Source organism: Bacillus cabrialesii, from assembly GCF_004124315.2.
Lineage (GTDB): Bacteria > Bacillota > Bacilli > Bacillales > Bacillaceae > Bacillus > Bacillus cabrialesii.
Map to the genome: position 1 here is coordinate 2,713,236 of NZ_CP096889.1, position 24,829 is coordinate 2,738,064.

Below are 24,829 nucleotides of genomic sequence, written 5' to 3' on the forward strand. Positions count from 1 at the left end.
AACTCCCGCTAACACGGGAGTTTTTTACAGCTGTTCTTCTTTCATAAAATCGAATGGCGTTATGCCTTCCATTCCTATATTGGCGTCGTGTACGCTGAACGGGAGCTCTTTTTGCAACGCCTCAAGCTCGGCATCCATTTCCTCAATCTGTACGGAAAGCCTGTTTCTCAAGGAAGTCTGTCTGACAGTCGCGTCATTATTTTTTACGCCCCACTCCAGCGCCTCCTCTTCTCCGCATAAAATGAGAAATTTCTTTGCTCTCGTAATCGCGGTATAAAGGAGGTTTCTTCTGAGCATTCTATAGTAGCCTTTCACAACAGGCAAAACCACAATCGGAAATTCACTTCCCTGCGACTTATGAATAGAGCAGCAATACGCATGGGTAAACTGGTTAAAATCTTTTTTCGTAAACGTCATTTCATTGCCGTCAAAAGATACGACGGCCATGTCTTCTTTTTCGGTATTTTCCTTTGCATAAAATATCGATGTAATTTCGCCAATATCTCCGTTGAACACATTGTTTTCCGGCTGATTGACGAGCTGCAAAATTTTATCTCCGGTTCTGTAGACAACGTCCCCGAACTTGATTTCCCTAGGTTTTTCTTTAGGAGGATTTAAAATGTCCTGCAGCATCACATTCAGTTCATTGATGCCGGCTTTGCCTCTGTACATCGGGGCGAGAACCTGAATGTCCTTTGCCGTATAGCCTTTTTTCAATGCGTTGGCGACAACCTTCTCAACTACCTCTTTAATTTGCGAGCCTCCGCAGCGAATAAAGGAACGGTCCTTCGTCGGGGCAGTCAAATTGTTTGGCAGCAAGCCATTTTTCATCTGGTGGGCTAGCTCGACGATTGATGACCCCTCCGCCTGGCGGTAGATGTCTGTCAATCTTACAGTCGGAATCACCTGTGATGCCAAAAGGTCTCTCAGCACTTGGCCCGGGCCGACAGAAGGCAGCTGATCTTCGTCTCCGACTATGATAATTTGAATATGATCAGGGATCGCTTTAAACAAATGGTTCGCCAGCCATATATCAAGCATACTGGCTTCATCGATAATTAACAGCTTCCCTTCGATCGGCTGATCCTCTGTATGGGTAAAGCCCTCAGCGCCGTTCCAGCCGAGCAGCCTGTGAATCGTGACTGCCGGAAGGCCCGTTGATTCACTCATCCGTTTTGCCGCTCTTCCTGTCGGTGCGGCCAATACAACCGGAAACGCTTCATCCTTTTTATAAGCTGACGGGTCTAGTGACACGCCGTGAAGCTCTCCGTATAGTTCGACAATTCCTCTGATTACCGTCGTTTTCCCTGTTCCCGGGCCTCCCGTTAAAAGAAGCATCGGCGAGGAAAGGGCTTTTTGAATCGCTTCCTTCTGGCTCGGGGCATACTGAACATTCATCCGTTCTTCCAGTTCTCCTAAAGCGAGCAGAAATTCTGATTCAGGAAACTGGTCATCATATTCGGTTTGGCTTGCGATATGTTTCACACGCTTTGCAACGTTTTGTTCTGCGTAAAACAGCGATGGAAAATAACAGCGGCCGTCTTCTATGACAATGTCTTTATTTTCTCCAAGGGCAATAATCGCGTTAGCGGCATCCATTTCCGTGATGCGCTGCCCTTCCCTTGCTGACTGGTTTAACAGTGATTGGGTGTCGATAATCAGCTTTTCCGTTTCTATGTACGTATGCCCTTCTGACAGACAAGTCGTTTCAAGCGTGTACAAAATGGCGGCTTTTATCCGCTCAGGATGATTGCCCGAAAGCCCCATTCTGCTCCCAAGCTCATCCGCTTTCCCAAACCCGATGCCTTCTACATCTTTTACGAGCTGATAAGGGTTTTCCTGAATCTTTTCAAGCGTTTCGGATTCATAGGCTTGGTAGATTTTCATAGACAGCTGGGGGCCGAAGCCAAACTGATTCAGGGAAATCATGATTTGCTCAAGTCCCTGATGCCGCTGCAAGGCGCCGGCTAACGTATCTGCTTTCTTTTTTGACAGCTTCGGAACATCATAAAGCACTGAAGCGTCAGCCAATATTTTATTAATCGCGCTGTCGCCCAGCTTTTTGACAATTTCTTCGGCTGTTTTTTTGCCGATTCCCTCAAATAAATCACTCGATAAATAATGAATGATGCCTTCCTTAGTCGTCGGTATCTCTTTTTTGAAATGCTCCGCTTGAAATTGGAGCCCGAACTTCGGATGGGTTACGATCTTGCCGTAAAACGTGTAAGTCTCTTCTTCTTGAAGCGCAGGGAAGTAGCCCGTCACGGATACGGCTTTATCTTCAATGGCCTCGGAGGTCTCTGTGACTTTCACTTTCAGAACCGTATATAAATTGGTGTCATTATGATAGATGACTGTGTTGACTGTCCCTTTTAAATAGGGCTCTTCCTCCATGTTAAGCTGATCCGGATGCTGCTGCACGAGCTGTCCCTCCTCCTGTGCCTGTTATGATGGGTCGATCAGTTTTTTAGCATGAAGCGCAAGCATATGATCTGGCTGGATATCGATCGCCTTGTCCAGCATTTCCAGCGCTTTTTCTCGATTTTCTTTATAAGCATAAGCCACACCGGCGTTGTAAAATGCATCAGCATGCCCAGGATCTTGCTCTGTTACAGCTGCGAATTGGCTGAGCGCTTCGTCCAGCATGCCCTCGTTCGCTAAGCACATCCCGAATTGAAAGCGCGCTTCCGTGTCATTTTCATTCAGTTCGACCGCTCTTTGTAAATAAGGCAGTGCAAGCTTGGGCTGTTCAAGTTTGACTAGTACCGTTCCGAGCATGTAAAACAGGTCGCCGTTTTCCATTCCGGCACGAAGCGCTTTTTCAAACATGTCTTTCGCTTCTTTGTACATTTCTTTTACAACATAGACATTTCCTGCTCCATAATATGCAGTGGCTGCGCTATTGTCTAATTCAAGCGCTTTATCATAAAACGCAAGCGCACGTTCCAGCTCGTTTACCGATGAAAGCAGGTTAGCAAAGTTGATATACGGAATCGCATCTTCTTTATTTTCTTCAATCGCTTTTGTAAATGCCTCTGCCGCTTTCTCGTAATCGCCTTCCTGCATCGCCTCTATACCGAGTTGATTATAATCCACCAACCATCTTCCTTTCATTAAAAAACCCCAACTCAGTGTTGAGGTTTTTCATCTTTTATACGTACCACAATTTTGTTCCGTCTTTGTACACATCATCAATCGTTCCGCCGCCAAGGCATTCTTCGCCGTCATAGAAAACAACGGCTTGTCCCGGCGTTACAGCGCGGACTTGTTCATCAAAGATGACTTCCGCTTCGCCTTCACCCGTCATGCGCACCGTTACTTTATGATCTTCTTGGCGGTAACGGAATTTAGCCGTGCAGGTAATCTCTTCGCCCTTCATGATATCCGAACGAACCCAGCTGATATTCGTAGCTGTAATTTTGTCGGAATAAAGAAGCGGGTTGTGGAACCCTTGATCCACGTAGAGGATGTTCTTTTCAAGATCTTTACCAACCGCAAACCACGGCTCGCCGCTTCCGCCGATGCCAAGGCCGTGACGCTGTCCGATCGTGTAGTACATCAACCCGTCGTGGCGTCCTTTTACTTCGCCGTCCATCGTCATCATATCGCCCGGCTGTGCAGGGAGATATTGACTGAGAAACGTTTTGAAGTTGCGTTCCCCGATAAAACAGATACCCGTACTGTCTTTTTTCGTTGCCGTTGCAAGATCTGCCTCTTTGGCAATCTCACGCACACGGCTTTTTTCAAGCTCGCCGATAGGGAACATGACTTTGCTTAGCGTGTCTTCTGTCAGCTGATTCAAGAAATACGTTTGATCCTTGTTTTCATCAATGCCGCGCAGCATTTTGACTTTGCCGCCGCTTCTGTCTACCCTTGCATAGTGGCCAGTCGCTAAATAGTCGGCGCCAAGTGACAGGGCATGCTCCAAAAACGCCTTGAATTTAATTTCTTTGTTGCACAGCACATCCGGGTTTGGTGTTCTGCCTGCTTTATATTCATCAAGGAAGTATTGAAATACCTTCTCATAGTATTGCTTTTCAAAATTAACGGCATAGTACGGAATTCCGATTTGGTTGCAGACGCGGATTACATCTTCATAATCCTCTGTCGCCGTGCAAAAACCGTTTTCGTCCGTATCATCCCAGTTTTTCATAAAAATTCCGATTACATCATAGCCCTGTTCTTTTAACAGCAGGGCTGCCACAGATGAGTCTACTCCGCCGGACATGCCGACGACGACTCTTGTATCCTCCGGCCGTTTTTCCATTTCATTCACTCCAATAGCTAAGCCGCCTTATTGTGTCAGCCGTTTTACAACGTCGGCCACATGTTTGGCAGCAGTTTTCACTTGCTCAGCCGTATTGCCGAGGCCGAAACTGATCCGAATTGAGGATGTCAGCCGGTCACTCTTGTCTCCAAACATGGCAGTCAAAACATGCGAGGGCAGGACTGAGCCGGCCGTGCACGCTGATCCGCTTGAGACAGCGACTCCCGCCATATCCAGATTCACCAGCAGCGATTCCACTGATACACCGGGGAAATAAAGATTCAGCACATGCGGCAGACTATTTTCTTTGTCCCCGTTGATCTCGTATGCAACACCGGCATTTTCAAGCGTGTCGGCAATGATTGTTTTAAACGATTGATACTTTTCGTTTTTTTCGTCCCGTTCCTCACTTGACAGCTTGATCGCTTCTCTCAGCCCGACAATGCCCGGAACATTTTCTGTTCCGGCACGGCGTTTTCTTTCTTGCTCTCCTCCGAATAAGAGCGGAGAAAGCTTTGCATCTTTACTTGCATATAAAAAGCCTGTCCCTTTTGGCCCGTTGAGCTTGTGCCCAGAAACAGACAGAAGGTCAATATGGCTGTTTTTCACATCAATTGGCAGCAGCCCGAATGCCTGAACAGCATCGGTATGAAAATAAGCCTGATGTTCCTTCAGCAACTCACCGATTTCATCAATCGGCTGTACCGTTCCGACTTCATTATTTCCATACATCACTGTCACAAGGATTGTATCATCACGCAGTGCTTCTTTCACCTGTTTTGCACTGACTCTTCCATTTTGATCAACGTCCAGATATGTTACTTCAAATCCGTCTTCCTCAAGTTTTTCACATGTGTGAAGCACAGCATGATGTTCAATTTTTGTCGTGATGATATGTCTGCCCAGATCTTTTCTTGCAAGCGCGGTTCCCATGATAGCCAAGTTATCGGCTTCCGTGCCCCCGCTTGTAAAAATGATCTCCTGCTCTGCCGCTCCGATTTCAGCTGCGATCTGCGCTCTTGCTTCGTCCACCCATTTTCGCGATTCTCTTCCAAATGAATGAATACTGGATGGGTTGCCGAAATTGCCGGAAAAATGCGGTATCATTTTTTCCAGCACGCGCTCATCCATCGGGGAAGTTGCGGCATGATCTAAATAAATCCGTTCCATTGTGTTTACACCTCTGATCTAAATATAGAACATATAAGCTTCTTGCTCTCCGTCTGTGTAGCTGGCAAGATCCTCTAATGTTGTACTGTCTAAAACCTCTTTCACAGCATCCCGTATGCGAATCCAGAGCTCGCGCTTGGCAGGCTCCTCATCTTCCAGCACTTCAACTGGACTGATCGGCCCCTCAAGTACACGGATAATATCTCCCGCCGTAATGGCATCCGGCTCGCTGCCTAATACATATCCGCCGTATGCGCCTCTGATGCTTTTCACTAATCCGGCATTTCTGAGCGGCGATACCAGCTGCTCCAAATAATGCTCGGACAAATTATTCGTCTGTGCGATGCTTTTTAATGAAGTCGGGCCTTCGCCATGCTTTTTTGCAAGCTCGATCATAATGGTGAGCCCGTATCTTCCCTTAGTTGATATTTTCAACATGAACACCTCTGTTATTTCATGATTTTCCACGTTTATAATGGTAATTTCTATATGATTCGTCCGTTTATTATCTAATAGACCAACTGTTATTATAACATACCTTTAGCGAATTTTCATTGAGGCAGGCGGAAACGGGGCTTCCCTCTTTTCTAATGTCCGGTTTTCCGTTACCCTGTAATTAAGTAAGGAGAGATGATGATGAAGCCATTGGCATATCGGATGCGTCCGACAAAAATAGAGGATATTATCGGCCAGCAGCATCTGGTGGCTGAAGATAAAATTATCGGCAGAATGGTTCAGGCAAAACATTTGTCATCCATGATTTTGTACGGGCCGCCCGGAATTGGAAAAACATCAATCGCAACAGCAATCGCCGGTTCGACAAGTATCGCTTTTCGAAAGCTGAATGCTGTTATTAACAATAAAAAAGATATGGAAATCGTCGCCCAGGAAGCTAAAATGTCAGGCCAGGTGATTTTGATTCTGGATGAAGTTCACAGGCTGGATAAAGGGAAACAAGATTTTCTATTACCCTATTTAGAAAATGGGATGATCATTTTGATCGGAGCAACCACGGCTAACCCGTATCATGCCATTAATCCGGCAATCAGAAGCCGGACACAGATCTTTGAGCTTGAGCCGTTAACACCAGAACTGATTAAACAGGCTTTGGAACGTGCGCTTCATGACGAGCACCGCGGCCTTGGCACATATTCTGTATCCATTGATGATCAGGCGATGGAGCATTTTGCCCGCGGCTGCGGAGGAGATGTCCGCTCCGCTTTAAACGCGCTTGAGCTGGCCGTCTTGTCAACGAAGGAGTCAGCCGACGGCGAGATTCACATTACTTTAGAAACCGCGGAAGAATGTTTGCAGAAAAAGAGCTTTTCTCACGATAAAGATGGTGACGCGCATTATGATGTATTGTCCGCTTTTCAAAAATCGATCCGCGGCTCTGATGCCAACGCCGCTCTTCACTATTTGGCGAGATTGATTGAAGCTGGCGATCTGGAAAGCATCGCAAGACGACTGCTCGTCATCGCCTATGAAGATATTGGCTTAGCAAGCCCGCAAGCCGGTCCGAGAGTGCTGCACGCTATCCAGACCGCTGAGCGAGTCGGATTTCCGGAAGCGCGAATCCCGCTGGCCAACGCAGTCATTGAACTCTGTCTCTCGCCGAAATCAAACTCAGCCATTCTGGCAATCGATGAGGCGCTGGCAGATATCAGAGCCGGAAAAATCGGAGATGTTCCGAAGCACTTAAAAGACGCGCATTATAAGGGAGCTCAGGAATTAGGAAGAGGGATCGACTATAAATACCCGCACAATTACGACAATGGATGGGTCGAACAGCAATATCTCCCTGATCCTTTAAAGAATAAGCAATATTACAAGCCGAAACAGACAGGCAAGTTCGAATCCGCCTTAAAGCAAGTGTACGACAAATTAATGAAAAGAAAATAAAACAAAAACAGCCTTGATCATCAAGGCTGTTTTTTATGCGTTATTTATCCTTTACGCGTTTGATTTCAATGTCTTTCAAAAGATCCATGACAACATGTCCGCCCATAATCAAACCTGCGACTGACGGCACAAAAGCATTAGAGGATGGCGGCATTTTTGCTTTGCGGATTTTCGCTTCGTCATTTCCCACTTCTTTTCTGACTTCTTCCCGAATGACAATCGGGCTCTCGTCGGAGAAAATCACTTGAACGCCTTTTTTGATGCCCTCTTTGCGTAATCTCGTACGGACGACCTTCGCAATTGGATCAGTATGCGTTTTTGAAATATCAGCGATTTGGAAGCGTGTCGGATCCGTTTTGTTCGCGGCACCCATGCTGGAAATGAGCGGAATATTCCGTTGCAGACATTCTTTCATTAAATGGATTTTATAATGAATCGTGTCTGACGCGTCAATGACATAGTCAAGATTATATTCAAAAAACTGCTCATACGTTTCTTCCGTATAGAACATTTTTAACGCGATCACTTCACACTCCGGGTTAATGTCTGCGATCCGCGCTTTCATTAAATCCACTTTCGGCTGTCCGACCGTTGAAAGAAGCGCGTGAAGCTGACGGTTTACATTTGTAATGTCCACATCATCTTTGTCGACAAGCAGAATGCGTCCGACGCCTGACCGCGCGAGGGCTTCCGCCGCGAACGATCCGACTCCGCCGACTCCAAGCACAGCAACCGTGCTGTTTTTCAGCGTTTCAAGGCCTTCTTTTCCGATAGCTAATTCATTGCGTGAAAACTGGTGTAACAAGAACCTCACTCCACATCGTATTCTGGTTTCATTTATAAAATGGCTGGTCCATAAGCAGCCGTTTTTTCTGCGCACAAAAAATAAAGTCCCAATAGTGCCGTTGCAGCTTTCCTTTGTTTTGAACCCGCTCTCAGCAGGTGGGTGCCCTCTTTTAAATCTTGTAAGTCCTCTTTACCGAATGAAAAGAGGCATGTACGCCATTTAAAAATGCGGGCTCCCAAATCAAAAAAATGTTCGGTCAAAACTAGGTGTACAACTAACACATCAGGACTTTATTTAACTTGTCAAAATCATATCACAGACGATTTTGATTTTCAAGAATCGAACTGCCCAATCAGTTCTTAACTTTTTTCTTGATAGAAAGATGAAGCTCCTCAAGCTGAGCGTCGCTTACTTCGCCTGGCGCTTCTGTCATCAGGCAGCTTGCGCTTGCCGTTTTCGGGAATGCGATCGTGTCTCTTAGGTTGGTACGTCCTGCGAGAAGCATAACGAGACGGTCTAAGCCGAGCGCGATTCCGCCGTGCGGAGGAGCGCCGTATTCAAATGCTTCCAGCAGGAATCCGAACTGTTCAGCCGCTTCTTCTTTTGAGAAGCCAAGAAGCTCAAACATCTTTTCCTGAATGTCCTTTTCGAAAATACGGATTGAGCCGCCGCCAAGCTCATAGCCGTTTAAGACGAGGTCATAGGCTTGTGCTTTCATGTCTTCAGGCGCTGTTTCAATCAGTTCAAGATCTTCACGGACAGGCATTGTGAACGGATGGTGGGCTGCGTAAAAACGACCTTCCTCCGGATCATGTTCTAAGAGCGGCCAGTCGATGACCCATAAGAAATTGAACAGGTTTTCGTTAATCAGTCCGCGTTCTTTTCCAAGCTTTAAGCGCAGGGCGCCGAGTGATGCGGCTACAACTTCGAATTTATCTGCTCCGAACAATAGCAAATCACCTTCAGCAGCATCAAGTGCCTCAATCAGCTTCGATTGCTTTTCTTCATCAAAGAATTTGGCGATTGGGCCTTTCACTCCGTCTGCCTCAACTTTCACCCAGGCAAGGCCTTTTGCTCCGTAGTTTGCAGCAAAAGCGCCAAGAGCGTCGATGTCTTTTCTGGAGTAATCACCGGCTCCGCCTTTTACATTGATGGCTTTTACTACGCCGCCGTTTGCCACAGCTGATGAGAATACTTTAAATTCGGTGTCCTTCACAATGTCAGAGACATCTGTCAAAAGCATGCCAAAACGCGTATCCGGTTTATCAGAACCATAACTGTTCATCGCCTCGTCATATGTCATTCGAGGAAGAGGGAGCTTGAGTTCCACACCTTTTGTTTCACGCATAATGTTTGCCATCATATCCTCAGCCAATGACATAATGTCCTCCTGGCTCATAAAGGACATTTCAATATCGATTTGTGTAAACTCAGGCTGGCGGTCCGCACGCAAGTCTTCATCGCGGAAACAGCGGGCAATCTGATAATAGCGTTCAATGCCGGATACCATCAGAAGCTGTTTAAATAGCTGCGGAGACTGAGGCAGCGCATAAAATTCTCCTTCGTGCACACGGCTCGGCACCAAGTAGTCACGTGCGCCTTCAGGCGTGCTTCCTGTTAAAATCGGCGTTTCAATATCAAGAAATCCGTTTTCATCTAAAAAGCTGCGAACAGCTTTCGTCACGTTATGGCGCAGCTGCATCGTTTGGAACATAGCCGGTCTGCGCAAATCTAAGTAACGGTGTTTTAAACGGACGTCCTCTGATACGTCATCTGCTTGATCAGAAATCGCAAATGGAGGTGTCTTTGCAGCATTTAATACGTTCACTCCATCAGCGTGAATTTCGATTGCGCCTGTTTTCAAATTCGGATTAACTGTTCCCTCTTCACGCGCCACCACTTTTCCTTGAATATCAAGCACGTATTCATTTCTGATGCCTTCCGCAATAGCAAGCGCTTCTTTTGACACATCAGGGTTAAAAACGACTTGAACAATTCCCGTACGGTCACGCAAGTCAATAAAAATCAATCCGCCGAGGTCCCGTCTTTTTTGGACCCAGCCTTTCAGCGTTACAGATTCACCGATTGCTTTTTCAGTTATTTCGCCGCAATAATATGTTCTTCCAAACAATGTGTTCCACTCCTTATCCCTTTTGGTTTGCCTTCATTACATGTATAAATTCATCAAGTGCCACTTCAATTTGTTCGCCCGTCTGTGCATCCTTTACATTGATTTTATTTTGTGCAAGCTCATCTTCACCCAAAATCGCAATAAATCTCGCATTCAGACGGTCGGCTGTTTTAAACTGGCCTTTCATTTTCTTATTTTCATAATCAATTTCGCTTGAAATGCCTGCTTCTCTCAGTTTGTACACCAATGAGACAGAATAATCCTTGGCTTTTTCGCCGAGTGTGACGATGTAGCAATCGATTCCCTGATCAACAGGCAGCTCTCTTTTTTCAGCATCAATTGCGGCAAGCAGGCGTTCAATGCTCATCGCAAATCCGATGCCCGGCGCTTCAGGCCCGCCGATTTGTTCGACAAGTCCGTCGTAGCGTCCGCCTCCGGCAAGTGTCGTAATCGCACCAAAGCCCTCCGCATTGCTCATGATTTCAAATGCGGTGTGGTTGTAATAATCCAGGCCTCTCACAAGGTTAGGATCAATTTCATACGAAATGCCAAGATCGTTTAAGTATTGCTTTACTTTCTCAAAATAAGCGGCTGATTCTTCATTTAAATATGTCAGAATCGAAGGTGCCGATTTCATCAGCTCATGATCACGGTCTTTTTTGCAGTCCAAGATTCTGAGCGGGTTCGTGTGCAGCCGTGACTGGCAGTCTGAACAAAACTCTTCGATGCGAGGCTCAAAATGTTTCACGAGCGCTTCTCTGTAGCTTTTGCGGCTTTCTTGATCGCCGAGACTGTTTATGACAAGCTTAACGTTTTCTAAACCTGCTTTTTGATAAATACTCATCGCAAGCGCCATTACTTCTGCATCGATTGCAGGGTCTTTCGAGCCAATCGCTTCAATTCCAAATTGATAAAACTGGCGGAAGCGGCCCGTCTGCGGACGTTCGTAACGGAACATCGGCCCGACATAATAAAGCTTTGTCGGCTGAACAGGATTTGCGAATAGCTTGTTTTCATTAAAAGCGCGAACTGCCGCGGCTGTTCCCTCCGGACGAAGTGTCAGGCTTCTGCCTTTGCGGTCTTGGAAGGTATACATTTCTTTTTGTACGATATCCGTCGACTCTCCGACGCCTCTGGCAAACAGTTCTGTATGCTCAAAAATCGGTGTGCGGATTTCTTTATATTGATAAGTGCGGCAAGTGTCTCTCATAATTTGTTCAACAAACTGCCAGCGATCTGATTCTCCAGGCAGAATATCCTGTGTTCCTCTTGGAATGTTATATCCCATATGTAGACCTCCTCATGTATTCCTTATAAAATATACAATGATCGTTCATGATGAAAATGAAAAAAACTCTCGTCCCTACTATACATGTATAGTAGGGACGAGAGTTATACCCGTGGTGCCACCCTAGTTGGAATATGTTCATATTCCCGCTCGATCCTTTAACGCAGGTTCACGTTCACTGCCTAATGACGGGATTAACGCGTTCAGCAGGAAACCTCCGGAGTGTTGTTTCGAGAAAGACGCAATGGGATCCGCTTTCAGCCTGGGGCGGTTCCTCTCTAGCCATGCAATCTGACCTACTCTTCTCCATTATTGGTTCAAATCTTTCATCACTTGCTATGTACTCAATTTCTATTATAATAATGGGATTGGGGTTCTCTGTCAAGCTTTATTCCGGTTGTTTTTCCTCATCGCTGCTTCTTTGGACATCAGACCAAATTCAGATGCTGTTTCAGTAAGATAACCGGTCGTATCGGGATCTGCGTGATCGCTGTAATGCAGATTTGCTTCACCATCGTGAAATGCGCGTCCCATTTTTGGATGATATTTCATGATTTGCACACCTTTTTGATTGTATTTACGCCTAGTATAAACAAATCATTTTATTTTTATTTAAAAATCAGAAAGGACTTTACGATATTAAGCAAGAATGCCTTTTTAATGATCATCTGAAAGGAGGACACAATGAGCAAGAAATACTTTGTTCTTATTGTATGTATTATTTTCGCCGGGGCGCTTTTCCCGCCTTTTTCTGCCGTTACAGCCGCTCAGGGAGTAGCTGTCATCGCAACAGATGAAATGAATGTCAGAAGCGGCCCGGGGCTTAGCTACGGCATTACAGCGGAAGTGAATAAGGGCGAGCGCTACCCGATTTTAAAGGAAGACGGAGACTGGGTGCAGATACAGCTGGGTTCCGGAGAAAAAGGATGGGTGGTCTCCTGGCTTATTACAAAGAAAGACCAGGCCGGTACAAGCTCTTCAAAAAGCAGTGATACTGTTACATCAACAGACCCCGATCTGCGGATGAGAACCGGACCGGGCACTTCATACGAAGTCATCGGCAAATTCCCGCAAGGCAGTCAGGCGTCTGTCCTTGAGAAAAATTCCGGCTGGATCAAGATATCCTATCAAAATGCCACCGGATGGGTGTCATCTGAATATGTCACATCAAGCAGCAGCAGTTCAGCGCCAGATGAGAGTGATCAAACCGAATCTTCCAGTGCTTCAACGGGCACAGTCGGTGTTTCTTCACTTAATGTAAGAGCCTCCGCCTCACATGACGCAGCGGTTATAACGAAACTGGATCGCGGAACGAAACTGACGGTTCTCAACGAGAAAAATGGCTGGGCTCACATCGAGGTGAACGGGCTGAAAGGCTGGGTCGCAAGCCATTACCTTTTAACTAGTTCTGATCCAGCTGAAGATTCGGCAAATGGCGGCAGTTCATCCTCCGCTAAAAAAGCCTATATCGTATACGGTGGAACGAATGTAAGAAGTGATGCGTCAACATCAGCTTCAATTGTTGAACGTGCTGCCAAAGGCGATTCGTACACCATAACAGGTTCGAAGGGAAACTGGTATGAAATAAAGCTCGATAACGGACAGACTGGTTATGTGGCCAATTGGGTGGTCCAAACGTCTAAAAGCGCAGAAGAAGCAGGTGAACCCCCTGTCTCTGATTCCCCGTCCGGAAACGGTTCTCTGAACAATAAAACGATTATTGTTGACCCGGGACACGGAGGAAAAGACAGCGGAACGATTGGCTATTCGGGTAAATTTGAGAAAAAACTGACAATCAAAACAGCAAAATTGCTCGCCGGCAAACTCAGATCGGCTGGAGCGGATGTGTATGTGACACGCCAAGATGATACCTTTGTCAGCTTACAGTCACGGGTCTCTACGTCTCACTATCGCAACGCCGACGCATTTATCAGCATTCACTATGACAGCTATGCGGATACTTCCACGAGAGGCAGCACTGCTTATTACTACAGTCCTGCCAAAGATCAGGAACTGGCATCTGACGTCCACTCTGAAGTGGTAAAGCGTTCTTCTATTCCTGACCGCGGCGTGTTATTCGGAGATTATTATGTGCTCCGTGAAAACAGACAGCCCGCTATGCTCTATGAGCTGGGATATGTAAGCCACCCGCAGGAAGAAGCCATTGTACATAGCAATTCATATCAGGAAAAAGTAACAGACGGAATCGAAAGCGGATTAGAGAAGTATTTCCAATAATAAAAAAGCTGCCTTTTGGCAGCTTCAGGCTGTCGAGAAAATCTCGACAGCCTTTATTTTTCCTTAAAATATCCATTCTCCTGTAATAAAATAAAAGAAAGACTAAAAAGGACGGTGTCTTTCTTATGTTCCACACAAGAAATTCTTCTCAAAACACAGCCGAATTTGTTCTGCTTGACCAACTGGTCGAAGAGGATCATCTGCTTCGAAAAATTGATAAATACATAGACTTCTCTTTTATCATTGAAAAGGTTAAGCCTTACTACAGCGAAAACAAAGGCCGCCCCTCACTTGATCCACTAATTTTATTCAAAATGATGTTTATCGGCTACCTCTACGGTATCCGTTCAGAAAGGCAGCTCGAAAAAGAAATTTACTACAATATGGCGTACAGATGGTTTTTGGGACTGAATATCAATGACCCAGTTCCGCACCACTCGACCATCAGCTGGAACAGACGCACACGCTTTAAAGATACAACCATCTTCCAAGACATTTTTGATGAGATCGTTCTTCAGGCCATCAATCATGACATGGTGGGCGGACGTGTCCTATTCACTGATTCCACTCATCTGAAAGCCAATGCCAACAAGCATAAATACACAAGAAAAACAATAGCGCAGGATACACAAAACTATATCAAGGATTTAAATGAAGCCATACAAGAGGATCGGGAGGAACACGGAAAAAAGCCATTAACAGCCAAAGAGGAGGTGAAAGCTGAAAAAGAGATCCGCCACAGTACAACCGATCCGGAAAGTGGCTATCTGTATCGCGAAAACAAACCAGAAGGTTTTTTCTATTTAGATCACCGCACAACAGATATGAAATACAACATTATCACCGATGCCTATGTCACACCCGGAAATGTCCATGATTCTGTGCCCTATCTTGACCGATTGGATCACCAAATCGCACGATTTGGTTTTCAAGTAGAAGCCGTCGCCCTTGATTCTGGTTATTTAACGACTCCCATCTGTAAAGGATTAGCTGACCGCCATATTTTTGGCGTTATTGCCCATAGACGATATCACCCTACCAGAGGCTTGTTTCCAAAATGGAAGTTTCATTATGACAGTGAGAAAGACAGTTACATTTGCCCGAACCAGCAAACACTTACATACTCAACAACTGACCGAAAAGGCTACCGGTCATATAAATCAAATCCTGAAATATGTTCCTCATGCCGGCTGCTTGGGAACTGTACAAAATCAAAGAATCGGCAGAAAGTGATTACTCGGCATGTATGGGAAGATCATAAAGAAAAGGTCAGACAAAATCGCTTGTCTGTTTCAGGAAAAAACCTCTACAAAAAAAGAAAAGAAAAAATAGAGCGAAGCTTTGCAGATTCAAAACAGCTGCACGGGCTTCGCTATTGCAGGTTGAGGGGGAAACGAAATGTGAGTGAACAAGTTCTTCTCACAGCCGCATGCCAGAACATGAAGAAGATTGCCACATACCTAGCCAAGCAAGGCTAGGCATGTGGGAGCGCTTTTTCTGCATCTGAAACCTGATGAAAATCTAAAGAAACAGCATAAAACAAAAAAGCTTGTGGAGAAAAACATCGTTTTCTCTACAAGCTGAAGCTGCCTTTTGGCAGCTTTTTTATTTTGAATCCATAATGAGTGTGACCGGTCCGGAGTTAGTAAGCTGAACATCCATCATCGCTCCAAACGTTCCGGTCTCCACTTTGATTCCTTTTTCACGAAGCAGATCGTTCCATCTTTCATATAGGCCTAAAGCTTTATCAGGTTTGGCGGCGTTCATGTAGTTCGGACGGCGTCCTTTTTTCGTATCTCCGTAAAGCGTAAATTGTGAGACAGATAAAATCTCTCCTCCTATATCTAAAAGAGACAGATTCATTTTTCCTTCACTGTCATCGAAAATACGAAGATTGACGACTTTATCGGCTAAATAAGCTGCATCCTCTTCTGTATCCTCGTGAGTAATGCCGACCAGCACCATGATGCCTTGTCCAATTTGGCCGACGACCTCTTCATCCACTGTCACGCTCGCTTCTGTTACTCGCTGAACAACTAATCTCATCTTTTAACCCCTTTAGTTCATGACGCGGCGCACAGAATAGATATCTCTTATCTGTTTAATACGCTCGACGACTTTGTGCAAGTGATTGATGTTCTGAATAAAAATCGCCATATGAATGGTTGCCACTTTATTGCGGTCCGATTTGCCAGAGACAGATGAAATATTTGTTTTCGTTTCATTCACTGCCTGAAGCACCTCGTTCAGCAATCCGCGGCGGTCATAACCAAGAATCTCTATCTCAACATTGTATTCCTTGCGCTTTTGAACCTGTGACTCGTGTTCCCACTCTACCGGGATCAGCCGCTCCTGTGCTTCGTTTGTTTTGACATTCGGACAGTCTTCGCGATGGACAGAAACCCCTCTGCCTTTTGTAATAAACCCGACAATATCGTCACCCGGTACAGGATTGCAGCATTTTGACAAACGGACAAGAAGATTGTCGATGCCTTTGACGCGAACGCCAGCTTCTCGTTTTCTGCCCTGCGGATATGGCTTAGATTCCGCAGTGACTTCCTGAACGATCTTTTCTTGTTCTTCCTGATCGCGCTGCTTTCTCTCTTTTTCCGTCAGGCGGTTTGCCACTTGCAAGGCTGTAATGCCGTTGTAGCCGACCGCTGCGTACATATCCTCTTCGTTTGAAAAATTAAACTTGTCAGCAACCTTCTGAATATTCTCCGGCGTTAAGACATCCTTCACTTCAAAATCAAGATTTTTAATTTCTTTTTCGACAAGCTCACGGCCTTTTTCGACGTTTTCTTCGCGACGCTGTTTCTTAAAGAATTGACGGATCTTATGCTTCGCCTGAGATGTTTGGGCAAGCTTCACCCAATCCTGGCTCGGACCGTAGGAATGCTTAGAAGTGAGAATTTCAACGATATCGCCTGTCCGAAGCTTATGGTCCAGCGTCACCATTTTTCCGTTCACTTTGGCACCGATTGTTTTATTGCCGATTTCAGAGTGAATCCGGTAAGAAAAATCAATCGGAACAGAGCCGGACGGAAGCTCGATAACATCTCCTTTCGGCGTAAAGACATACACCATGTCAGAAAACAAATCGATTTTGAGCGACTCCATAAATTCTTCTGCATCTGTTGATTCATTTTGGAATTCTAAAATTTCCCGGAACCAAGAAAGCTTTTTCTCAAAGGTTGCGCCTTCACTGGACGCTTTTCCTTCTTTATAAGCCCAGTGAGCCGCAACCCCATATTCCGCAATTTCATGCATTTCAAAGGTGCGGATCTGCACTTCCAGCGGATCGCCTTTAGGCCCGATAACCGTTGTATGAAGCGATTGATACATATTCGGCTTCGGCATTGCGATATAATCTTTGAATCTGCCGGGCATCGGTTTCCAGCATGTGTGAATGATGCCGAGCACCGCGTAGCAGTCCTTTATGCTATTTACAAGAATGCGGACAGCCAGCAAATCATAAATTTCGTTGAATTGCTTATTTTGCAGCACCATTTTGCGATAAATGCTGTAAATATGTTTGGGACGTCCCGAGAAGTCAGCCTTGATGTTCACTTCTTCGACACGTTTCTTCACTTCATTGACAACCTCATCGACATAAAGCTCACGTTCTGCGCGCTTCTTCTTCATGAGGTTGACAATTCTGTAATATTGCTGAGGATTCAAATAACGGAGCGCCGTATCTTCCAATTCCCACTTAATTTTTGAAATCCCGAGACGATGCGCCAAAGGAGCAAAAATCTCCAGCGTTTCATTGGAAATTCTCCGCTGTTTTTCCTGAGGCAGATGTTTCAGCGTCCGCATATTGTGAAGACGATCCGCCAGCTTGATCAGTATGACCCGGATATCTTGAGCCATAGCGACAAACATTTTGCGATGATTTTCCGCCTGCTGTTCCTCTTGAGATTTATATTTAATTTTGCCGAGCTTCGTTACGCCATCCACAAGCATTGCCACTTCTTCGGAAAATGCTTCTTTCAGGTCATCGAGCGTCACATCTGTATCTTCCACGACATCGTGCAGAAATCCGCCCGCGATGGTGGAAGGGTCCATTTCAAGATCAACGAGAATTCCCGCAACCTGAATCGGATGTATTATATATGGCTCGCCCGATTTGCGGTATTGCTCGCGATGAGCATCTTCAGCGTACAGATATGCTTTTTCGACAAATGCGATATGCTCATCAGATAGATAGCTGCGCGCTTTGTCAATAACTTGCTCGGCAGTCAATACTTGTTCGTTCGCCATGGAATCACCTTTTTTAGAATGTAAACTGTATTGTAGTTTATTATCAAGAAAAAAACGAAAGATGTAAAGAGCAGAAGTTCAAATAGCCAAATATTATATAAAATAAATGCAAAACAATAGGAAAAAAGCACCCTGACACGGAGTGCTTTTTCGTTATGCGATTATCCTTAGTATTTCATCAATGTTAGTATGTCATAATCTTCAAGCTTTTCTCTGCCGTCAAGGTAAGAAAGCTCAATTAAGAAAGCGATACCAGCAACAACGCCGCCAAGCTCTTCAACAAGTTTGATTGTGGCTTCAATTGTGCCGCCTGTCGCAAGCAGGTCATCTGTAATAAGCACACGCTGACCCGGTCTGATCGCATCTTTGTGGATCGTTAATACGTCTTTTCCGTATTCCAAGCCGTAGTCCACTTTGATCACTTCACGAGGCAGCTTGCCTTCTTTGCGGACCGGCGCAAAACCTACGCCAAGCGCGTAAGCAACGGGACAGCCGATAATAAAGCCGCGTGCTTCAGGGCCGACGACCAAATCAATTTGCTTTTCTTTCGCATATTCAACAATTTGGTCTGTGGCATAGCGGTATACGTCGCCTTTATCCATCAATGTCGTAATATCTTTAAATTGCACGCCCTCTTTCGGGTAATCCGGTACAATTGTTACGTATTGTTTTAAATCCATCTGTTTTATGTCCTCCTCGTACTTTCATAAGCCTCTGAATCTTGTTTCATCAGCTTATTCAGCCATTCCTTCAGCTCTTCAGCAGAAGAATAATTCAGCTTTTGATCCAGTTCCATCAGCTGCTGTTTCGCTTGATATGTTTGTGAGTCTGTTAAGTCGCGTTTCTTTACTCCGCTAACCACAGACAGCACACCATTCTCTATTTTAACAAAACCTAGATCAAAAAACACCTTTGTCATGAAATTGATTGTTTCCACGGACCAGCCTTTATGTCTTGCAAGCTCTGAACCGTGTTTTTTTACGTCAAAAGTGCCTCTTTTCAGCAAGAACGCATAATACCATTTGAAGTGGTCTCTTGCGGGAAATGTTGATAAAAAGTGATCCTCTTGATTGAGAAAAATGAAATATATCCGCTCAGGCGCCTTGCCTTCCAGCAAACGTGCGAGCATGTCCAACGAAGGCGGCGGATCCAGCAATACAATATATGCGCCATTAAGGTCTAACGCCTTCGCTTGTTCTTCAGAGCTGATGACGTGCACTTCACGGCGAAGTTCTTCAGCCTGAAGAACTGTTGTTGAGTCTTCTTTGAAAGAGACAATGGCCCGTTTAGCAGCTGGTAGAGCGGAAACTGTGTTTTCCCACATCCGTTTTCCCCTTAAATCAAACAGCTGCCATTCAGAAACAGCGGCATCCTTAATCATTAGCTGCGGTTTTTTTCTATTGTTCCATTCGTTGATTGACATCTCACCGACAATTGATATTCTTGAACCCGGGACGATGCTTTCTTCAAGCTCGCCTTTATGAAACCCCACGCAATCAAGCTGAGAAGACTCGTTTCTGACCGTCATTTTGACATGATTTTTATTAGCTCCGATCTTGCGGACATCTTCCAGCACAGCATTTTCTACGAGAACGTGCGGTTTCGGGTTCAGCATGCCAAATGGAGACAGCAGATTCATCTCTGTGATGCTCTCAACCGTAATGTCCTCGACGCCGCAGACGAGATCGATTTCCTGTACAGGAATAAAATCCTCTTCCGTAAGCGTGTTGTCCGCTATTTCATTCAGCCTGTTTCGCAAATCCGGCACATCTTCGGCATTTAGCGTCATTCCCGCCGCCATTGGATGGCCGCCGAAATGAGGAAGAATATCTCTGCATTCAGAAAGGCTTTCGAATAAATTAAAGCCCCTGATGCTTCTGGCCGAGCCTTTAGCGATCCCTTTTTCTTCATCAATGCCAAGCACAATGGCCGGGCGGTAGAAACGGTCCACAAGCTTTGAAGCCACAATCCCGACGACTCCTGGATTCCATCCGGCTTTGGCCACGACGATTGCAGTTTGATCGAGACCTTGCTGTTCAACCATATCAATCGCTTCATCCGTCATTTTGCTGACCATCTTTTGGCGCTCTTTGTTCAGCTGGTCAATTTCAGCGGCAAGCTCTTCCGCTTCAAACAAATCCTCTGACATGAGCAAATGAACAGCAGGATCAGCCTGTTCAATTCTTCCGACGGCATTCAGCCTTGGTGCCAACTGGAACCCGACTGTTTCTTCGTTCGCTTCTCCGATATCTCCGCCTGACAGCTTGATCAGCTCTTTTAAGCCCAGCCGATTCGTCCGCCGAAGCCTTTCAAGTCCCAGTGTTGCGATTAATCTGTTTTCGTCATGCAACGGGACAAGATCGGCAATGGTGCCGATTGCCGCCAGGTCAAGCAGTTCATCCGGGAGTTCGCCCAGTAAAGCATGGGCAAGCTTAAACGCGACGCCGACCCCGGCCAGTTCTTTAAACGGGTAGGTGCAGCCCGGCTGCTTCGGGTGGACGATCGCGTGGACATCCGGAAGCTCCGGTCCCGGCTCATGGTGATCGGTAATGATGACATCAAGTCCGAGTTCCTTTGCCACATTCGCTTCATGCACAGCGGCAATTCCTGTATCAACCGTAATAATCAGAGAGAAACCTCGTTCTTTAATTGAACGAAACGCCTGTTCATTAGGGCCATATCCTTCTTTAAAGCGGTCAGGTATATAAAAATCAACTTGAGCCGACAGCTTTTGCAGCGTGTGCAGCATCACTGACGTACTGGTAACTCCATCGGCGTCATAATCGCCATATATCATAATCTGTTCTTGTTGTGAAATCGCCTGTTTTATTCGCTCTGCCGCTTCTCTCATGCCCTTCATTTCAAAAGGGTCATAAAAATCGGCATCCTTTGTATGTAAAAACAGCTTTGCGCTTTCTGCCGTATCAAAGCCTCTTTTTACAAGCAGGGACGCAACAAGAGGTGTTATATGCAATTGTTCTGTGAGTGATTTGACCTTATCCTGATCTGGTCGCTGGATTTCCCATCGCATTTTTGACGCTAACATAAATTCACCCCTCAACCACCCTATTATACTAGAGCAGGCTGAGGGGTTTCAAATATTATTCGAAAACTAGTCTTTTTTCTCAAGTCTGGCTGATGCATCCTGTGTGTCGTTCAAATCAGCAAGCTGAGTATCTTCTTGTTTATGTATTGCAGTTTTGTTTTCTTTCCGCAGGGCTTTTATTTCCCGCTTTAATTTCATCACCTGAAAAATCCCAACTGAAAACACTATCAGCGCTCCCATTAAAACTGAGCCTAAAATGACAAGAATGAGCGGCCATTCCGATCTGCCAAACAGGTAATCAACTTCTACCGATCTTACATTAATGACTGCAAAAATAGCGACAATTAAGGTAAAAATAAGTGCGAAAATAATGGTCCATTGTTTATTCATTTTCTTTCCCCCAAACTTTACTTACCTGAGGTAACTTTCCCTATCAAGACTGGTTTTAAACATGGCTTGACACTAAGTCAAGCCATTGTTTGCGGTTAATTTTTCCAGAATCAGCCTCTTCAGTCCGTCTCTCTCACCGGAAATCACAAGGGTATCGCCCTCATCAATGACTGTATCAGATCTCGGATGCAATTGTTTTTCTTGATTCTTCTTAATGATCGCAATGACAGTCACATGGTATTCCTGCCCTGCATCCAAATCACCAATTGTATGATGAACGGCAGGCGCTCCAGTCTCTGCTTTAAACCATTCTATGATCAAATCACCAAGGACTGCCTCGACGCTTTCTAATGCTTTCGGTTTATATGCCATTCCTCCGAGAATTGCAGAAATTTGCCTAGCTTCAGCGTCATCAAACTGCACGGAGGCCACACATTCTTCATGATCGTTTTCGTCGAAATAGTATAGCTCTCTGCGTCCGTCATGATGAATGATTATTGAAATTTTATCGTGGTTTCTAGTAATCATTTCAACTTTTTGCCCTATGCCCGGCAGCTCTGATTCGCGAACCCTCATATCTAGACCCTCCTACATATCTGAAAAACAATCACAACACTCTTAACACCATTTATATGTTTAAATGTAAGCGTATGTCATTATAGCAAATGTCTATTTTAAGTTCAATGAAACTTCAAAAAACAGGCTGCCCTTAAAGGACAGCCTGATATTTTTTATTGCACCGAGTCTTTTTTCAGTTCTTTCCCTTTCCATGCAAGCCAAATTTGCGCTGCAATGTAGAGAGAAGAATAAACGCCTGTTAGCAGCCCGACCAATAGAGCAATTGAGAAGTTTGTAATCGAAGATGCTCCAAAGATCAGCAATGTCACAACAACAATCACAACAGTTAATACAGTGTTAATAGATCGTGTAAAGGTTTGCTGCAGGCTTAGGTTTACAATGTGATTCAGGTCGGCAAATGTTTTTGGCTTACGCTTTTTCATATGCTCCCGAACCCTGTCAAATGTAACGATTGTATCGTTAATGGAATACCCGATAATCGTCAGGACGGCGGCGATGAACGTAACATCTACCTCCAGCCTTGTAATGCTGAAAAATGTGATGATAAAGAAAGCGTCATAGAGCAGCGAAGCGATTGCGGCAATCGCCATTTTGTATTCGAATCGGATCGAAACGTAAATGATGATGCCGATAGAAGCGATCGCAACCGCGTACAGCGCATTTCTCGCCAGCTCTTTACCGACTGTCGGTGAAACTGTGCTGACATTCGGCTCTGTTCCGTATTTGTCTTTGAAGTACGTTTTTACTTTTGCAATGGTGTCTTTATCCGGCACCCCAACAAAACGGGCAACTCCGGCATTGCTTTTTTCACCTGACAGAACAACGGTGTCAGGGTCCATGCCCAGAGATTGAAAGTCCTTCTCCACCTGCTCTGTCGTCAGCTTATGGTCGCTTTGCACTTCAATCCGCGCGCCGCTCGCAAAGTCAATGCCCAGATTCAGTTTGAACACCAGCAGGATAATAATCCCGGCAATCGTAACCGCACTGGAGAAAATAAAGAAATATTTGCGTTTGCTCGTGAAATCCCATTTTTGGAACGGCGTATGCGGCTCTGTATTTTCGTCCGTGTCCTGAATATTCATAATATGCTTCTTATTGACGCCGAACCAGCCTTTTTTCCGATCAAGCCATCTGCTTTCCACAAGGAGAGCAAGTAGAAATCTTGATAAGAAAACGGCAGTGATAAAGCTTGTCAAAATCGACAGAATCAGCATTGTCGCAAACCCTTTAACAGAGCTTGTCCCGAAAATAAAGAGCACAACAGCCGCAATAATCGTTGTAATATTCGCGTCAAAAATCGTCGCAAATGACCGTCTGTTTCCTGAACGGAAGGCAGAGCGGACTGACTTGCCTAGCTTCAGCTCTTCTTTAATCCGCTCATAGGTGATGATGTTGGCATCAACAGCCATCCCGACACCTAAAATGAGCGCGGCAATTCCCGGAAGCGTGAGTACGGCATTCATCCAGTCAAAGACCTGAAGTGTAATGTAGATATAAACTGATAACGTAATCACCGCAATAAATCCCGGCAGGCGGTAATAGAAAAGCATAAATAAGAAAATAATTGCGATACCGACAATACCGGCAAACACCGTATCATGGAGCGCCTGCTGGCCGAATTGTGCCCCTACCGATGTTGAATATTTTTCAGTCAGTTTCACAGGAAGCGCGCCGGCGTTTAAAATGCTGGCTAAATCTTTCGCTTTTTGAACGGTAAATTGTCCTTCAATTGTAACGTCTTTTGTGTTTAATTCCTGACTAACGTTCGGAGCGGATACATATTTAGGATGCTCTTTTTGAACTTCTTTTTTAAAGGAGTCTCCTTTTTCGTAATCCAGCCAAATGACAAGCTGGTTGTTTGGCGCCATCTTCATGACCTTTTTGGTCACTTCACCGAATTTATCAGCATCTTTTAATTTAATACTGACAATCGGTTCATTTGTTTTGGCGTCATACGTTTGTTTGGCCCCGTTTTCGACGAGATCAGAGCCATTCAGCAATTCTTTGTCGTTTGTATCTCTGAAAGAAAGCTGGGCTTCAGTCGCCAAGATTTCACGCGCTCTGTTTTGGTTTTTCACCCCAGCGAGCTGAACGCGAATCCGGTTATTTCCTTCAATTTGGATATTCGGTTCGCTGACACCGAGGACATTGGCCCGTCGGTTCAGTGCCTCTACTGTGCTGACCAGAACGTCTTTTGTGATTTTGTCACCTTTTTTTACGGGCTGTACATCATACAGCACCTCAAATCCGCCTTGCAAATCCAATCCTAACGTAATATTGTTCGCGGCAGGCTTCGTAAAGTAGCCCAAGCCCGTGCCGATCAATAATACGAAAAGGAAAAACGCAATCAAGCGTCCTTTTTTCATTATGTATATCCTCCCTTAAACCTGTGCGAATCGATCTGCTATCTCAGCAGTTCTTCCAATGCTTCCTGTCCTTCTTCACTGCCCAGCCAATTAGACGTTTTGAATGACTCAACGGTTGCATAGTTCATAAATTCGCCAATTTTCACTGATAAAATATCGCTTGTCATTTCATAAATGTGCAGTTCCGTTTTCTTTTTCCACTTCTTATCTGTTAAGTATGACCACAAACTTTCGAGTTCAACATCATCATACCCGAGAATCTTAAACTCTTCCAGTTTGCTGTAAAGAAACGGCCTGACGTGGTCTTTATATAGATCCGCGGGATGCTTCTCCACGATTCCACGCTCCTTTTTTATTGTTTTTCAAGAAGACTTGTCATGCTTGGACGATATATGCGCATAT

The 24,829-nt window shown here is 45.2% G+C and carries 20 protein-coding genes, 1 other RNA gene and 1 other annotated feature; of the genes, 3 read left to right on the forward strand and 18 right to left on the reverse strand.

Annotated elements, in window-relative coordinates; genetic code table 11:
- Nucleotides 1-24 precede the first annotated feature (24 nt).
- The 5 genes from recD2 to cymR all read right to left on the reverse strand — a co-directional run bounded on the left by recD2 (nt 25) and on the right by cymR (nt 5,872).
- Nucleotides 25-2,421 carry an SF1B family DNA helicase RecD2 gene (gene recD2, locus EFK13_RS13940; RefSeq protein ID WP_129508076.1) on the reverse strand — a complete coding sequence of 799 codons (2,397 nt, stop codon included), beginning with the start codon at nt 2,419-2,421 and terminating at the stop codon, nt 25-27.
- Between the two features lie 24 nt (nt 2,422-2,445).
- On the reverse strand, nt 2,446-3,066 hold the full coding sequence (locus EFK13_RS13945; protein ID WP_202926392.1) for a tetratricopeptide repeat protein: 621 nt from the start codon (nt 3,064-3,066) through the stop codon (nt 2,446-2,448).
- 85 nt (nt 3,067-3,151) lie between these two features.
- Nucleotides 3,152-4,267, reverse strand: a complete 1,116-nt coding sequence (gene mnmA, locus EFK13_RS13950; protein WP_129508074.1) for a tRNA 2-thiouridine(34) synthase MnmA — start codon at nt 4,265-4,267, stop codon at nt 3,152-3,154.
- 27 nt (nt 4,268-4,294) lie between these two features.
- Nucleotides 4,295-5,437 (reverse strand): cysteine desulfurase family protein, encoded by a 1,143-nt coding sequence (locus EFK13_RS13955; RefSeq protein ID WP_129508073.1) that lies wholly within the window; start codon nt 5,435-5,437, stop codon nt 4,295-4,297.
- An 18-nt stretch (nt 5,438-5,455) separates the two neighbouring features.
- Nucleotides 5,456-5,872, reverse strand: coding sequence for a cysteine metabolism transcriptional regulator CymR (gene cymR, locus EFK13_RS13960; RefSeq protein ID WP_003225879.1), 417 nt, complete (start codon nt 5,870-5,872; stop codon nt 5,456-5,458).
- Nucleotides 5,873-6,073: 201 nt separating this feature from the next.
- On the opposite strand from cymR, the gene EFK13_RS13965 reads away from it, so the two are divergent.
- Nucleotides 6,074-7,339 carry a replication-associated recombination protein A gene (locus EFK13_RS13965; RefSeq protein WP_064814373.1) on the forward strand — a complete coding sequence of 422 codons (1,266 nt, stop codon included), beginning with the start codon at nt 6,074-6,076 and terminating at the stop codon, nt 7,337-7,339.
- Between the two features lie 40 nt (nt 7,340-7,379).
- Here EFK13_RS13965 and EFK13_RS13970 read toward each other — a convergent pair whose 3' ends face one another.
- The 5 genes from EFK13_RS13970 to EFK13_RS13990 form a co-directional block, all read right to left on the reverse strand.
- Nucleotides 7,380-8,144: a tRNA threonylcarbamoyladenosine dehydratase gene (locus tag EFK13_RS13970; protein ID WP_129508072.1), complete on the reverse strand. Its 765-nt coding sequence runs from the start codon at nt 8,142-8,144 to the stop codon at nt 7,380-7,382.
- An 81-nt stretch (nt 8,145-8,225) separates the two neighbouring features.
- Nucleotides 8,226-8,418, reverse strand: a non-coding RNA gene (gene ssrS / locus EFK13_RS13975) — 6S RNA.
- 60 nt (nt 8,419-8,478) lie between these two features.
- The gene (aspS, locus tag EFK13_RS13980) at nt 8,479-10,257 is read right to left on the reverse strand and encodes an aspartate--tRNA ligase (RefSeq protein ID WP_129508071.1); all 1,779 of its coding nucleotides are present in this window, start codon (nt 10,255-10,257) and stop codon (nt 8,479-8,481) included.
- Nucleotides 10,258-10,270: 13 nt separating this feature from the next.
- Nucleotides 10,271-11,545 (reverse strand): histidine--tRNA ligase, encoded by a 1,275-nt coding sequence (gene hisS / locus EFK13_RS13985; RefSeq protein WP_075748077.1) that lies wholly within the window; start codon nt 11,543-11,545, stop codon nt 10,271-10,273.
- A gap of 90 nt (nt 11,546-11,635) precedes the next feature.
- Nucleotides 11,636-11,867: a binding site (T-box leader), on the reverse strand.
- A 59-nt stretch (nt 11,868-11,926) separates the two neighbouring features.
- A complete protein-coding gene (locus EFK13_RS13990; protein WP_003237500.1) occupies nt 11,927-12,097 on the reverse strand; it encodes a YrzK family protein in 171 nt (56 codons plus the stop codon).
- Between the two features lie 132 nt (nt 12,098-12,229).
- Here EFK13_RS13990 and EFK13_RS13995 point away from each other — a divergent pair, with 132 nt between their 5' ends.
- The gene (locus EFK13_RS13995; RefSeq protein WP_129508070.1) at nt 12,230-13,783 is read left to right on the forward strand and encodes an N-acetylmuramoyl-L-alanine amidase family protein; all 1,554 of its coding nucleotides are present in this window, start codon (nt 12,230-12,232) and stop codon (nt 13,781-13,783) included.
- A gap of 125 nt (nt 13,784-13,908) precedes the next feature.
- Nucleotides 13,909-15,261 carry an IS1182 family transposase gene (locus tag EFK13_RS14000; RefSeq protein ID WP_129508246.1) on the forward strand — a complete coding sequence of 451 codons (1,353 nt, stop codon included), beginning with the start codon at nt 13,909-13,911 and terminating at the stop codon, nt 15,259-15,261.
- Between the two features lie 127 nt (nt 15,262-15,388).
- On the opposite strand, the gene dtd is transcribed toward EFK13_RS14000, so the two are convergent.
- The 8 genes from dtd to comN all read right to left on the reverse strand — a co-directional run bounded on the left by dtd (nt 15,389) and on the right by comN (nt 24,762).
- Nucleotides 15,389-15,829 carry a D-aminoacyl-tRNA deacylase gene (gene dtd / locus EFK13_RS14005; RefSeq protein ID WP_129508051.1) on the reverse strand — a complete coding sequence of 147 codons (441 nt, stop codon included), beginning with the start codon at nt 15,827-15,829 and terminating at the stop codon, nt 15,389-15,391.
- Between the two features lie 12 nt (nt 15,830-15,841).
- Nucleotides 15,842-18,046, reverse strand: a complete 2,205-nt coding sequence (relA, locus tag EFK13_RS14010) for a GTP diphosphokinase (protein ID WP_103748189.1) — start codon at nt 18,044-18,046, stop codon at nt 15,842-15,844.
- A gap of 167 nt (nt 18,047-18,213) precedes the next feature.
- The gene (locus EFK13_RS14015; RefSeq protein ID WP_010331008.1) at nt 18,214-18,726 is read right to left on the reverse strand and encodes an adenine phosphoribosyltransferase; all 513 of its coding nucleotides are present in this window, start codon (nt 18,724-18,726) and stop codon (nt 18,214-18,216) included.
- A gap of 5 nt (nt 18,727-18,731) precedes the next feature.
- A complete protein-coding gene (gene recJ / locus EFK13_RS14020; RefSeq protein WP_129508050.1) occupies nt 18,732-21,092 on the reverse strand; it encodes a single-stranded-DNA-specific exonuclease RecJ in 2,361 nt (786 codons plus the stop codon).
- Nucleotides 21,093-21,158: 66 nt separating this feature from the next.
- A complete protein-coding gene (locus EFK13_RS14025) occupies nt 21,159-21,482 on the reverse strand; it encodes a LapA family protein (RefSeq protein ID WP_129508049.1) in 324 nt (107 codons plus the stop codon).
- 72 nt (nt 21,483-21,554) lie between these two features.
- Nucleotides 21,555-22,058, reverse strand: coding sequence for a cation:proton antiporter regulatory subunit (locus tag EFK13_RS14030; RefSeq protein WP_129508048.1), 504 nt, complete (start codon nt 22,056-22,058; stop codon nt 21,555-21,557).
- A gap of 155 nt (nt 22,059-22,213) precedes the next feature.
- A complete protein-coding gene (gene secDF / locus EFK13_RS14035; RefSeq protein WP_129508047.1) occupies nt 22,214-24,427 on the reverse strand; it encodes a protein translocase subunit SecDF in 2,214 nt (737 codons plus the stop codon).
- Nucleotides 24,428-24,465: 38 nt separating this feature from the next.
- Complete coding sequence (comN, locus tag EFK13_RS14040) at nt 24,466-24,762, reverse strand: post-transcriptional regulator ComN (protein WP_019259048.1); 297 nt, start codon at nt 24,760-24,762, stop codon at nt 24,466-24,468.
- Between the last annotated feature and the right edge of the window lie 67 nt (nt 24,763-24,829).